Origin of the sequence: Pseudomonas sp. PDM18 (assembly GCF_014852585.1) — a bacterium.
In the GTDB taxonomy this organism is placed as follows: domain Bacteria; phylum Pseudomonadota; class Gammaproteobacteria; order Pseudomonadales; family Pseudomonadaceae; genus Pseudomonas.
In genome coordinates this window covers 1-12,925 of the sequence record NZ_JACVBX010000007.1, presented here as the reverse complement: position 1 = coordinate 12,925, position 12,925 = coordinate 1, and the positions used below count along the sequence as shown (strand labels likewise).

13 protein-coding genes and 2 pseudogenes are annotated in these 12,925 nt (G+C 61.7%); 3 read left to right on the top strand and 12 right to left on the bottom strand.

Annotation, left to right across the window (positions count from 1 at the left end; genetic code table 11):
* Positions 1 to 143: 143 nt before the first annotated feature.
* The 3 genes from IB274_RS15425 to IB274_RS15415 are packed head-to-tail and all read right to left on the bottom strand — an operon-like array spanning position 144 to position 2,168.
* Entirely contained in the window at positions 144 to 923 is a 780-nt protein-coding gene (locus IB274_RS15425; RefSeq protein WP_412548430.1) for an OmpA family protein, read from the bottom strand.
* Between the two features lie 44 nt (positions 924 to 967).
* Positions 968 to 1,312, bottom strand: coding sequence for a DUF4398 domain-containing protein (locus IB274_RS15420; RefSeq protein ID WP_138214905.1), 345 nt, complete (start codon positions 1,310 to 1,312; stop codon positions 968 to 970).
* Between the two features lie 28 nt (positions 1,313 to 1,340).
* Complete coding sequence (locus IB274_RS15415; RefSeq protein WP_192432811.1) at positions 1,341 to 2,168, bottom strand: substrate-binding periplasmic protein; 828 nt, start codon at positions 2,166 to 2,168, stop codon at positions 1,341 to 1,343.
* A gap of 97 nt (positions 2,169 to 2,265) precedes the next feature.
* On the opposite strand from IB274_RS15415, the gene IB274_RS15410 reads away from it, so the two are divergent.
* Entirely contained in the window at positions 2,266 to 3,213 is a 948-nt protein-coding gene (locus tag IB274_RS15410; RefSeq protein ID WP_192432810.1) for an alpha/beta fold hydrolase, read from the top strand.
* Positions 3,214 to 3,268: 55 nt separating this feature from the next.
* Here IB274_RS15410 and fabV read toward each other — a convergent pair whose 3' ends face one another.
* From fabV to IB274_RS15395, 3 genes are all read right to left on the bottom strand, one after another.
* Positions 3,269 to 4,465 (bottom strand): enoyl-ACP reductase FabV, encoded by a 1,197-nt coding sequence (fabV, locus tag IB274_RS15405; protein ID WP_192432809.1) that lies wholly within the window; start codon positions 4,463 to 4,465, stop codon positions 3,269 to 3,271.
* A gap of 214 nt (positions 4,466 to 4,679) precedes the next feature.
* Entirely contained in the window at positions 4,680 to 5,609 is a 930-nt protein-coding gene (locus IB274_RS15400) for an electron transfer flavoprotein subunit alpha/FixB family protein (protein ID WP_192432808.1), read from the bottom strand.
* The gene (locus tag IB274_RS15395) at positions 5,609 to 6,358 is read right to left on the bottom strand and encodes an electron transfer flavoprotein subunit beta/FixA family protein (protein WP_026078867.1); all 750 of its coding nucleotides are present in this window, start codon (positions 6,356 to 6,358) and stop codon (positions 5,609 to 5,611) included. Before IB274_RS15395 ends, IB274_RS15400 begins: the two co-directional genes overlap by 1 nt.
* 310 nt (positions 6,359 to 6,668) lie before the next feature.
* Here IB274_RS15395 and IB274_RS15390 point away from each other — a divergent pair, with 310 nt between their 5' ends.
* The gene (locus tag IB274_RS15390; protein ID WP_192432807.1) at positions 6,669 to 8,357 is read left to right on the top strand and encodes an electron transfer flavoprotein-ubiquinone oxidoreductase; all 1,689 of its coding nucleotides are present in this window, start codon (positions 6,669 to 6,671) and stop codon (positions 8,355 to 8,357) included.
* 107 nt (positions 8,358 to 8,464) lie between these two features.
* Here the strand turns inward: IB274_RS15390 and IB274_RS15385 are convergent, their stop codons facing one another.
* The 6 genes and pseudogenes from IB274_RS15385 to IB274_RS15365 form a co-directional block, all read right to left on the bottom strand.
* Positions 8,465 to 9,043 (bottom strand): DUF1285 domain-containing protein, encoded by a 579-nt coding sequence (locus tag IB274_RS15385; protein WP_192432806.1) that lies wholly within the window; start codon positions 9,041 to 9,043, stop codon positions 8,465 to 8,467.
* Positions 9,040 to 9,651 (bottom strand): DUF4823 domain-containing protein, encoded by a 612-nt coding sequence (locus IB274_RS15380; protein ID WP_192432805.1) that lies wholly within the window; start codon positions 9,649 to 9,651, stop codon positions 9,040 to 9,042. The genes IB274_RS15385 and IB274_RS15380 overlap by 4 nt, the downstream gene beginning before the upstream one ends.
* 272 nt (positions 9,652 to 9,923) lie before the next feature.
* A pseudogene (locus tag IB274_RS29975) lies at positions 9,924 to 11,021 on the bottom strand (ATP-binding protein); the annotation flags it as partial.
* 69 nt (positions 11,022 to 11,090) lie between these two features.
* A pseudogene (locus IB274_RS29970) lies at positions 11,091 to 11,699 on the bottom strand (response regulator); the annotation flags it as partial.
* 370 nt (positions 11,700 to 12,069) lie between these two features.
* Positions 12,070 to 12,252: a hypothetical protein gene (locus tag IB274_RS15370; protein ID WP_192432803.1), complete on the bottom strand. Its 183-nt coding sequence runs from the start codon at positions 12,250 to 12,252 to the stop codon at positions 12,070 to 12,072.
* Positions 12,253 to 12,735, bottom strand: a complete 483-nt coding sequence (locus tag IB274_RS15365; protein ID WP_192432802.1) for a hypothetical protein — start codon at positions 12,733 to 12,735, stop codon at positions 12,253 to 12,255.
* A gap of 11 nt (positions 12,736 to 12,746) precedes the next feature.
* Between IB274_RS15365 and IB274_RS15360 the strand changes: the two genes are divergently transcribed.
* Positions 12,747 to 12,925: transposase (locus tag IB274_RS15360; RefSeq protein ID WP_192432801.1), on the top strand; the 179-nt coding region annotated here is incomplete at its 3' end.

Here is a 12,925-nt window from a genome sequence, read left to right as displayed (position 1 = left end):
TCGTCTAAAGCTCCCCTGAGGGGATTAGTCGCACTCGGCTATTTTCGCCAAGCTGCCACTCGAAAGATTTCGAGATCCCCCTGACAAAAAACCCCGGAGCCGAGGCTTCCGGGGTTTTCCTGTGACGGGATATTGCGAAGGGATCAGCGCTCGGCGCCGAGTTGGCCCTTCTCATCGGAGAAGACGATCTCCACCCGACGGTTCTGCGCACGCCCCAGTGACGAGGCGTTGTCCGAGATCGGATAGGCCTCGCCATAGCCCTGCACCTGCACGCGCTTCTCGTCCACACCCAGGTCGGTCAGCGCGTCAGCTACGGCCTGCGCACGGTCCTTGGACAACTGCAGATTCTGCTCGCGGTCGCCTTCACCGTCGGTGTAGCCCTCGATGCGGACCACCCGACGCGGATTGAGCTGGAGGAACTGCACCAGCTTGAGCACGGTGCGATTGGCGGCGGGCTTGAGGTCCGCTTCGCCGCTGTCGAACAGCACGTCGCCGAGTGTCAGCACCAGGCCGCGTTCGGTTTCGTTGGTGGCGAGGCTGACCATCTGCTGCTCCAGCCACTTGCTCTGCTCCTGCACGTTGAGCAGGCGCGCTTCGCGCATAGCCAGTTGCAGACGTTCACGCTCCATCTGCTGCTTGGCCAGGCGCTCCTGATTCAGCGCCAGGTTGCTGTGCTCGCGAGCAATCTCGCTGTAGCGCTGACTGAGGTAGGAGTACTGCAGTACGTCGTCATTGCTGCCCCAGTAGTTGGACAGGCGCTCGGCACGGGCCAGCGACTCGCCGGCGCGGATCACGTCCTTGGGCGCACTGCGCAGCACCGAGGAGTCTTCCTTAACGGCCTGGAACTGCAGGCGGGCCTGCTCCAGGGATTTCTCGCTGAGCTGGCTGTTGGCGCAGCCGGCCAGCAGCGCTATGGCGCCCATTGCGCTCACCCACGAGACGCCACGACGCAACAGTTGCGAGGGAGTCATTGCACTTCTCCCAACTGTTTGCGCAGACGATTGATGCTTTTGCTTTGCTCAGCCAGTTGCTCGGCGCTCTTGCGAGTGAGCTCCTTGGCCTCGGCCAGGCGGGCGTCGAGCTCGGCCTGCTCGGCGAGTTGCCGCGCCTTCTTGTTCGAACCGACTGCCAGGGCGCCCTTGGCGGCCTGGTACTTGTCCTCGGCGAGCTTGAGTTCGGCCACGTCATCGGTCGCACCCACGGCCTTGGCCTGTTCCAGCGCCTGCTCGGTGAGGCGCATCTGTTCGTTGGGTGCCGGGTCGTTCGTCGCACAGCCGGCCAACGCAAACAAAGCCAGGCCGGCGACCATCATCCGTCGATTAATCACGAAATCTATTGTCCTACTCGGTGGGAGTGCTGGCAGGCTGAAGCTGCTGGGCCTTCCAGCGGGCCAGGTTGTCCTGCAGCAGGCGCTGCGGGACTCCGGCGGCCGTCAATTCTGTCATTTTTTTCGCCAGTTGTCCGCGCAGCCACGGGTCGTTGCAGGCCGAGTTGTGCGCCACGGTCAGGTAAAGACCTTCGCTGGAGATCGGCGGTTCCAGTGGCTGCAGGTCGTCGGCCATGCCGAGGGTATCGGCGACCGCCAGGCCGGGGTAGTGCTCGTAGATCACATAATCCGAGCGCTTGAGCAGGAGTTTCTGGAAGGCCTGGGTCAGGCTGGGCACCTCTTCCAGGGTCAGCTCCTGCTTGGCGAAGGTGTCGAAGTCCGGGCCGAAGCTGTTGTTCACCAGAGTGCCGCCCTTCAGGCCACGCAGGTCGTCGCGCCCGGTGTAGTGCGTGGTGGCGTCCTTGCGCATCCACACCACGTTGTCGGTGGTGAGGAAGGCCGGATGGATGTAGTCCATGGTCTCCAGGCGCGGCGGTGTGAGGAAGGCGCCGGCGATCAGGTCGACCCGACCCAACCGCGCCTCTTCTTGCGCGCGCGCCCAGGAACCGGTGTAGATGACCCGGATATTCACCCCGACTGCCTTGCCGATCTGCTCCAGCAGGTCGGCATTGGCGCCGATCAGGCGTTCCGGCTGCGCCTGGTCGCGCCACAGGTAAGGCGGGTACTCCGGGTTGCCGGTGGCCACCAGGCGCTCGCACTTGCCGGCAGCAGAACCGGCCAGGGGAATGGAGAAAGTCACCAGCAACAGCGCCGCACGGATCAGCGTGGAGCAATCAGGCATCGGTAGTCTCGCTCACCAGAAGAAAGAACGGCCATGCTTAGAGCCGCAAAATGCTAGCGTAAAGCACACCGACCCGATTTGGTAATAAGGACTTCTCATGAAGAAAGCCCTTCTGGCCCTTCTCCTGGCGATAGCCGTCGCCGCCGGCGTGCTCTACGCCTTCCCCTCCACCTTGCTGGCGACCGCGCAGTACGTCGAAAGCGCCCGCGCCCGGCTGTCCACCAACAGCCTGCAGGTCGACAACCTCGACATCACCTACTACGAGGGCGGCCCGGAAAAGGCCCAGACCATCCTGCTGATCCACGGCTTCGGCGCCGACAAGAGCAACTGGCCGCGCTTCGCCCGCTTCCTGACCAAGGATTACCACGTCATCGCCGTAGACCTGCCGGGCTTCGGCGACAGCAGCAAACCGCAGAATGTCAGCTACGACGTCGGCACTCAGGCCGAGCGCCTGGCGGATTTCATGCACGAACAGGGCATCGGCCGCTTCCATGTGGTCGGCAATTCCATGGGCGGGCACATCGCCGCATTGCTCGCCGCGCGGCATCCGCAGGAAGTGCTGTCGGTCGGCCTATTCGACAATGCCGGAGTTACGGCGCCGCACCCGAGCGAGCTGTTCGAGCGCCTCAAGGCCGGAGAAAATCCGCTGGTGCTGCGCTCGGTGGACGACTTCCCGGCCCTGCTCGACTTCGTCTTCGTGCAGAAGCCGCCGCTGCCGTCACGGCTGCGGGATTACCTGGCGGAACGCTCGCTGGAGCGCAGCGCGTTCAACGCCATGGTCTTCCAGCAGCTACGTGAACGCTACATCCCGCTGGAGCCCGAGCTGCCGAAGATCACCGCACCGACCCTGCTGCTGTGGGGCGACCGCGACCGCGTGCTGGACGTTTCCAGCATCGACGTGATGAAGCCGCTGCTGAAAAAGCCCAGTGTGGCCATCCTGCGCGATTGCGGCCACGTACCAATGATCGAGCGCCCGGAGGAAAGTGCCCGTCTCTACCTGGACTTCCTCCAGCGCAATCACGCCCCCGTAACCGCGTCGAACTGAACCTGCCCGGAAAACAGAAACGGCGCCCGAAGGCGCCGTTTCTGTTGGGGCAAACTCAGAGCTGGATCAGATTCGGAATCTGCACGTCCGGATTGACGTCCTGCTCGTAGTCCACGCCAGCGATCTCGAAGCCGAAGAGTCGCAGGAACTCGGACTTGTAGCCGGTGAAGTCGGTCAACTGGTACAGGTTCTCGTTAGTCACCTTGTTCCACAGATCCTTCACGGTGTCCTGCACATCCGGCTGCAGTTCCTTGTAGTCGGCGCGCAAGCGACCATCGGCGTCCAGGTGCGGCTCGGCGCCGTACAGGCTTTCACGGAACAGGCCGTCGACCTGCTCGATGCAACCTTCGTGGGTGCCCTTCTCCTTCATCACCTTGAACAGCAGCGACAGGTACAGCGGCATCATTGGGATGGCCGAGCTGGCCTGGGTGACCACGGCCTTCAGCACGGAAACGCGAGCGTCGCCACCGGTGGCAGCCAGCTTCTCGCGAATACCCAGGACCTTCTGGTCCAGGTCCTTCTTGGCGGCGCCGATGGAGCCGTTCCAGTACAGGTCGTGGGTGATCTCTTCGCCCAGGTAGGTGAAGGCGGTGGTCTTGGCGCCGTCGGCCAGCACACCGGCGTCCTGCAGGGCGTCGATCCACATCTGCCAGTCTTCACCGCCCATGACCGCGACGGTGTTGGCGATTTCCTCGGGCGTCGCCGGCTCCATCACGCTTTCCTTGATCACTTCCTTGTCGGTGTCCAGACCACGGAAGTTGACGGCCTTGCCGACCGGCTTGAGCACGGAGTTGAAGACCTCGCCGGTCTTCGGGTGGGTACGGCGCGGAGCGGCCAGGCTGTAGACCACCAGGTCGACCTTGCCCAGGTCCTGCTTGATGGTTTCGATGGTGACTTTCTTCACTTCATCGGAGAAGGCATCGCCGTTGATGCTGCGCGCGTACAGGCCCTTGGCCTTGGCAAACTTCTCGAAGGCAGCGGAGTTGTACCAGCCGGCGGTGCCCGCCTTGGTCTCGCTGCCGGGGCGCTCGAAGAACACGCCCAGGGTGTCGGCGCCGGCGCCAAAGGCGGCACTGATGCGCGCGGCCAGACCGTAGCCGGTGGAGGAGCCGATGACCAGGACCTTCTTCGGACCGTTGGCGATGGGGCCGTGCGCCTCGACGTACTCGATCTGTTCCTTGACGTTGGCTTCACAGCCGGTCGGGTGGGTAGTGACGCAGATGAAGCCACGCACGCGCGGTTTGATGATCATGAAAACCTCGGTAGCCAGGTGTCGATTGAACACATTCAGGAACTGGAGACGTCGCGCATTGTAGATGAGACACCTTCGCCGGTGGACTTCTCGGCAAAGATTCGTGACCAATGGGTCATGGGCGCACAGAAGTTGCCATTTCCCGAGGAAATTCAGGGACCTGAAATGAAAGAACCCGCCACGAGGGCGGGTTCCTTCAACAAGCGGATCGGGCTCAGACGGCCTTTTCCAGCTCCGGTACAGCTTCGAACAGATCGGCGACCAGGCCGTAGTCGGCAACCTGGAAGATCGGCGCCTCTTCGTCCTTGTTGATCGCAACGATCACTTTCGAATCCTTCATGCCCGCCAGGTGCTGGATGGCGCCGGAGATGCCGACGGCCACGTACAGCTGCGGAGCGACGATCTTGCCGGTCTGGCCGACCTGCATGTCGTTCGGCACGAAGCCGGCGTCAACGGCAGCGCGGGAAGCGCCGACGGCAGCGCCCAGCTTGTCGGCCAGGGAGTAGAGGATGCTGAAGTTGTCGCCATTGCCCATGCCACGGCCGCCGGAAACGACGATCTTGGCAGCGGTCAGTTCCGGACGGTCGGACTTGGCCAGTTCTTCGCCCACGAAGGCGGACTTGCCAGCATCGGCCGGGCCGGAAACGGCTTCAACAGCGGCGGAGCCACCTTCGGCAGCGACGGCATCGAAGCCGGTGCCACGCACGGTGATGACCTTGACGGCAGCCGAGGACTGCACGGTAGCGATGGCGTTACCGGCATAGATCGGACGCTTGAAGGTATCGGCGCTGACCACTTCGATGATTTCGGAGATCTGGTCGACGTCCAGCAGGGCGGCAACGCGCGGCAAGAAGTTCTTGCCGTTGGTGGTGGCGGCGGCCAGCACGTGGCTGTAACCCTTGCCGAGTTCAGCGATCAGCGGAGCGACGTTCTCCGGCAGCTGGTGAGCGTAGGCGGCGTTGTCGGCGACCAGCACCTTGGAAACACCGGCGATCTTGGCAGCGGCTTCGGCCACGCCACCGACGTTCTGGCCAGCGACCAGGACAGCGATGTCACCACCGATCTTCTGCGCGGCAGCGACAGTGTTCAGAGTGGCAGCGCCCAGTGCGCCGTTGTTGTGCTCAGCGATTACCAGGATAGCCATCAGATTACTTTCGCCTCGTTCTTCAGTTTCTCGACCAGTTCGGCAACGGACTTGACCTTGATGCCAGCGCTACGGGCAGCCGGAGCTTCGACTTTCACGGTCTTCACGGTGGAAGCGGTGGAAACGCCCAGGGCGTCCGGGGTCACCACGTCCAGCGGTTTCTTCTTCGCCTTCATGATGTTCGGCAGCGACGCATAGCGCGGCTCGTTCAGGCGCAGGTCGGTGGTGACGATTGCCGGCAGGTTCAGGGCAACGGTCTGCAGGCCGCCGTCGATTTCACGGGTGACGTTGACCTTGTCGCCAGCGACTTCGACCTTGGAGGCGAAGGTGCCCTGGGCGTAGCCGGTCAGCGCAGCCAGCATCTGGCCGGTCTGGTTGTTGTCGCTGTCGATGGCCTGCTTGCCGAGGATGACCAGCTGCGGCTGCTCTTTGTCGACGAGGGCTTTGAGCGACTTGGCGATGGCCAGGGAGCTCAGTTCTTCGTTGGTTTCAACGAGGATGGCGCGATCAGCACCCAGAGCCAGCGCGGTACGCAGTTGCTCCTGGGCAGCGGTCGGGCCGACGGAGACCGCAACGATCTCGGTGACGACGCCTTTCTCTTTCAGGCGAACGGCCTCTTCCACGGCGATTTCGCAGAAGGGGTTCATGGACATTTTGACGTTGGCGAGATCGACGCCGGAGTTGTCCGCCTTGACGCGGACCTTGACGTTATAGTCAACCACTCGTTTGACAGCTACAAGAACCTTCATGGATTCCTCGTTTTTCTCCGGTGAATAGGAATGTCGCCAGACAGGCCTGGCCGGTAGTGCACGCCATCTGCGACTACATCCAGCGCAACGCGACCGCAAAACCGCAGGTATCTTGACCGCATCGACCGGGCGGGTCAATACACGAAAATACCCCTTCATAAGCCGCGGACCCCGATTCTACCAGGGTTACACGCGATTCAAACAAACGTTTGTATTGCGTTCGATAAAGGGTTTAGATATAGCAACAGGTCTAGCTATAATGCGCCCCGCTCTTACTGGGTGGGGGCACGCCCATCCCAATACCTACAAAATGCCCAGAGCCTTGATTCAGGAGAGATCGATAGTGGAACGCGAATTTATGGAATTCGACGTCGTCATCGTCGGCGCCGGCCCTGCCGGTCTGTCCGCCGCATGCCGACTGAAACAGAAGGCCGCCGACGCCGGTCAGGAAATCAGCGTCTGTGTGGTCGAGAAGGGTTCCGAAGTGGGCGCCCACATCCTCTCGGGCGCCGTGTTCGAGCCCCGCGCGCTGAACGAGCTGTTCCCCAACTGGAAAGAACTCGAAGCGCCGCTCAACACCCCCGTCAAGCGCGACGACATCTATGTGCTGAAGAGCCCGGAAGCAGCGGCCAAGGTGCCGAACTTCTTCGTGCCCAAGACCATGCACAACGAAGGCAACTACATCATCTCCCTGGGCAACCTGTGCCGCTGGCTGGCCCAGCAGGCCGAAGGCCTGGGCGTCGAGATCTACCCGGGCTTCGCCGCCCAGGAAGCGCTGATCGACGAAAATGGCGTGGTGCGCGGCATTGTCACCGGTGACCTGGGCGTCGACCGCGAAGGCAATCCGAAAGAGGGTTACTACACCCCGGGCATGGAACTGCGCGCCAAATACACCCTGTTCGCCGAAGGCTGCCGTGGCCACATCGGCAAACAACTGATCAAGAAGTACAAGCTCGACAGCGAAGCCGACGCCCAGCACTACGGCATCGGCATCAAGGAAATCTGGGACATCGACCCGTCCAAGCACGAGCAGGGCCTGGTGGTACACACTGCCGGCTGGCCGCTGAACGACGACAACCCGGGCGGCTCCTTCCTTTATCACCTGGAGAACAACCAGGTGGTAGTCGGCCTGATCATCGACCTGTCCTACACCAACCCGCACCTGTCGCCGTTCGACGAATTCCAGCGCTACAAGCACCACCCGGTGATCAAGCAGTACCTGGAAGGCGGCAAGCGCGTGGCTTACGGCGCTCGCGCCATCTGCAAGGGCGGCTTGAACTCGCTGCCGAAGATGGTCTTCCCGGGCGGCGCGCTGATCGGTTGCGACCTGGGCACCCTGAACTTCGCCAAGATCAAGGGCAGCCACACCGCCATGAAGTCCGGCATGCTGGCCGCCGACTCCGTGGCCGAAGCCCTGTTCGCCGGCCGCGAAGGCGGCGACGTGCTGAACAACTACGTCGATGCCTTCAAGGGCAGCTGGCTGTACGACGAACTGTTCCGAAGCCGTAACTTCGGCGCGGCGATGCACAAGTTCGGCGCCATCGGTGGCGGTGCGTTCAACTTCATCGACCAGAACATCTTCGGCGGCAAGCTTCCGTTCACCCTGCACGATACGACGCCGGACTACGCGACCCTGAAGAAGGCCAGCGAAGCACCGAAGATCGACTATCCGAAGCCGGACGGCAAACTCAGCTTCGACAAGCTCTCCTCGGTGTTCCTGTCCAACACCAACCACGAGGAAGACCAGCCGATCCACCTGAAGCTGACCGACCCGAGCACCCCGATCGCGAAGAACCTGCCGCTCTACGACGAGCCTGCGCAGCGTTACTGCCCGGCCGGCGTGTACGAAGTGGTGAGCAACGACGACGGCAGCAAGCGCTTCCAGATCAACGCCCAGAACTGCGTGCACTGCAAGACCTGCGATATCAAGGACCCGGCCCAGAACATCACCTGGGTTGCCCCCGAGGGCACCGGTGGTCCGAACTACCCCAACATGTAATTGCGTTGGCGGTAACGAAAAAGGCTCCCTCGGGAGCCTTTTTTGCAAGTTCGAAAAAGTTGTAGCGAAGCTGGAATCTAACTACCGGCCGCGTTCAGACCACCAGGTCACGGCTGCGGCGCAATGGGGAAGAACTCCCCGCAACTCCAGACACCCAGCCAATCAACGCCGTCGATCTCACGGGGAACAGCCAGTTCCACCAACTGGTAGAACACGTTGCGGTGGATCAGCGCTTCCAGGTTCACCCGCACCAGCACGTAGGGCGACGGCTCCTGAGTCTGCGGATCCAGCTCGACACGGATCGGGTGAGCCGCGTCGGCTACCACTTCGTCCTCGACGTTAGTGGTGAAGCGCAGCACCTGCTGCTCGCCCTCCCCCTCAACCGCCAGGGTGACCGCGACGAAAGGCGCGTCATCGACGGTGATCCCGCACTTCTCCACCGGAGTGACGAGGAAATAGTCGTCGCCATCGCGGCGGATGATGGTGGAGAACAGCCGCACCATCGGTTTGCGGCCGATCGGCGTGCCCAGGTAGTACCAGGTGCCGTCGCGGGCGATGCGCATGTCGATATCGCCGCAGCATTCGGGGTTCCACAGATGTACCGGCGGCAGCCCCTTGTCCTTGCTGGCGGGAATCTGCGCCAGCAGGTTGCCGGCCCGGTCCGATTGAGTCTGTGGATCTGTCATTGGTACTCCTCTCGCGTCTTCACCCCCAGCAGGCTGCGGGCATAGTCTTCCAGCGGTCGCCCGATCAGGTCCTCGGGGCTGGCGTCATAGAATGTCAGAAAACCGCCGCGGCTGCGGATAGTCGCGCTATCTACCAGGTAGCGGTTGTCGGTCTCGATCAGCATCACCTGGATCACGCTGCGGTCGCGGCCCACAGCGTTATCGGTGTCTTCGTACTGCTCGTAGGTCCCGGTATTGTCCTCCCCACGGGCGAAGCGCGTATACAGCAGATAATTGGCGCCCGCCGCGCGCGCCTCCTGCATGGCGCCCTCAAGTCCCAGCGGGCTCTTGGCTCGGCGCACCAGCGGGAAGTATTGGACGAAGCCCTTGAACGCTTCCTCCGCCACCACATTGGGCCGTGCATAAGGATGGCCTGGCGGCACGAACGGCCCTTGGGCGATATAGATGAAGGAGTCCTGCTGCAGGCGCCAGTTCGAGGTGCGGCGGGTCTGGCTGTGATCGAGGAAGCCCGCGTCGCGCAGGTAGTAATCGGTGCCGTCGGCCAGGTCGTTGGGGCTCATGCAGCCGCCCAGGGCGGCGAAGGCAAGGATCAGTATCAGTTGGCGCATGCAAAGTCTCCGGAGCCGGCGACGAAAAACCGGCACTCGGACTGGCAAAGCAGCTTCCATGCCATTAAAAGGCGCCTTACCCATCCTGATCCAACGATGAACCCCGTGCCTGCCGAACGCCATTTCGTCTCAGCAATCCATGCAGCTTCGCCTGCGCTATCGGGCGTTGGCGTTGTTGTTATCAACAAACCACGCCATTGATCTGCGGCACCGACGCCAGCCGTCTTGAGTGACACCGCACAGGCCATGCCCTGCAGGCAGAAGACCCCGACTCAGCATGCCGCATCCGGGAAGACCAGGTTCACGCGAATGACCGTTCCAACTCCCAAGTCACTGTCTGCCGAGACGGTCCCCCCCATCAACGTCACCAGGCTCTTACACAGGGCCAGCCCCAGACTCGACCTGCCTTCACCGATGCGCCTGCCGTCCAGGTCATAGGCAAAGGGCTCGAACAGATTGCGTTGATCCGACTCGGCTATGCCGACGCCCGTATCCGCCACCTCGAACTGCACCCCCACCAGCCCCTTGCCCTTCCCAATGGCACTGAGCCGGACCAGAACCGAGCCTTCATCGGTGTACTTGATCGCATTGTCCAGCAGCATCTGCAGTACCTGCTGCAGACGCAGCGGGTCGCACCACACTATCGGCTGGAGCGCCAGGTTCAAGTCGGATTTCAACTCCAGCCCTTCCGATCGGGCCTGCTCGCCGAAGGCCTCCAATTGCTGGGCGACCAACTCCCGCAAATCCACCTCCTGCTTGATGAGCTGAACACGGCCCTCCTTGACGCGGCACAGCAGTTGCACATCCTCCAGCACGCGCAGTAGGTTCGCGCTTACCGAGCGCGCCACCAGCAACGGCTTGGTGGGTGACTCGGACTGGCTCACCTGCAAGTTGATCATGGCAAGAATACTCTGGAGCGGCCCCTGGATTTCCTCCGCGATGCCCCGCAGGTATTCCGTCTTGCCTCGGCTAATGACTTCAATTCGCGCATTGGTGCTGCGCAAACTTCGCACTGCGTCATCTTGATCGGTGATGTCGATTGATCCGCAGACCGCGCCAATCAAAAAACCGTTCTTGTCCCGATAGGGTTTGCCCCAGTGGCGGAACACGCGCCGCCCACGCTTCAAACGCACCTCCAAATCCAGTTCGTACGGCTCCTCCCCCTGGATGGCTGCGATCACAGTATTCCTCAGTAACTCCGCCTCATGCGGGTCCAGCACCTCTCCCAACTCCCCGATCTTCTTGCCGACAAGTTCCTCCATGGGCAAAGCTACGAAATCCAGCGCGGCCTGATTACAGAAGAGAATACGAGTATCGGGCGCACGAAGGAGAATCGGATAAGGCACGCCATCAATGATGGATCGGAGCTGCGCCAACTCCTTCTGCTGCTCCTCGTCGAACTCGATCTGTGCCGCTTCAGCCTTGCTGCTCTCTCCTTCGATCAAGCCATGCTGCCGCGCAATATCAACCAGTTCCACCAACGACTTGGCCTGCATCTTCTCCATCAGGCGGGTCTTGTAGGTACTGACGGTCTTGTCGCTGATCGCCAACTGATCGGCGATGGCAATGTTGCTCATTCCCTTGGCCAGCAATTGCAGCACGCTGAGCTCGCGCACCGACAACTTGTCCAGCCGGACCTGCTCCGCCGCATTGACCGACCCCAGCCGGCCAGAAGGGAAGTAACTCATGCCCTTGACCAGGGCACGCACCGCCTGCAGCACCTCCTCGGAATCGACCTGCTTACTGACGAAGCCCGTCGCCCCGGCGGCCAGGCAACGGCTGGCAAAGTATTCGGAATCCTGCGAGGTGAGCACCAGCGTCTTGACCGGGGAGCGCTGTATGGCCAGGCGCTGGATAACCTCCAGCCCACCCAGGCGCGGGATGGACAACTCCAGGATCATGATGTCTGGCTCGCAGTGACGTACTTGCTGGAGCGCCGCGAAACCATTGTCGGCCTCGCCCACCACCTCGTGTCGATCGTTCTCCAATAACAGGCGCAGCGCTTCCCGCGTCAGGGGTTGCTCATCGACGATCAGAATCTTGCTCATGGTTCTCTCTTGGCATGACTTTTTATCTCCTTCTAGCCTAAGTTGCCCGGGCGTGCATGCAAGGAGAGAAAACTTCCACGTCGTTATGCACAACAACATGCGACCTGCCAGACGTCTGCCCACAACCTAGCAGTGCCATCAGGCGCATGAACACAGAGAGTGGGACCGGCACCGAGGAAAGGGGAAACACCTTCGTCGGCCCGTTTGAAAGGGCCAGAAGCACAGCTGGTACCTCTGGATGCGGGGGGTATTACGGATCGCCGAATGGAGGGGGATATCGCCAGGCCCCTCGGCGACAGAGGGGCGCTAAGAAAGAAGAGAAAGGGAAACGCAGCGATGGCCGGCGCACCGGCCATCGCAGCGGTCAACGTCAGACCAGGTTGACAGTCACGCCCTGCTGAACCAGCAACTCGGCGTCCATCGTCGAATACTGATAGCTGACGTACGTTACGCCACTGATATTCACAGTGCCGGCACTGGCCCAATTGCCCGGGTCAATTCCGTTGAGCAGAATGTCGTCCAGCTTGACCACATCGCCGGCATTGCCCTTCACCTACATCTGCACATCGCTATTTGTTCGGAACAGATCCTTGCCGCCCAGCTCCAGCACATCGCCCAGGGACAGCTTGAGCGTGTTGTTGCCGGTGCCGGTGATGTCAAGCACCTCTACCCCACTCAGCTTGCCCGCTGCGGTCAACGTCGAGACATCGAGGGTCTGGCCGGCGCCCGTCAGTTTGAGGGTGTCGATGCCGCTATTGCCGTGGACGGCGATGGAGGCGGAACTCAACACCGAGACATCCTTCAGCGTGAAGGTATTGTCCGACGCATCGCCGTAATAGGCGCTTGAACCGGCCACAACATTCAGCGAGGGCGGAGCCAGTGTCGTCATTTTCAGGCGCAGGTTGTCCATCACAATCCAGTCCGTCCCGGCATCGAATTCGAAGCGAGTGAGGGTCGCCCCAGCCGGCATATCGATGGTGATGTCTGAATCGCCCCTAGTTTCGTAGACACCTCCAAGCCTCATAATGAGGCCCATCAGGAGGTGCCATGAGCAACCAGCGTTACCCCGAAGAATTCAAAATCGAAGCGGTCAGACAAATTACCGAGCGCGGCCTGCGTGTAGCGGATGTGGCGGAGCGTTTGGGTGTGTCGGTGCATAGCCTCTATGTCTGGATCAGGCGCTATAGCAAGCCCCAGGAACAGCGGCAGCAAGAAGGCGATCAGCA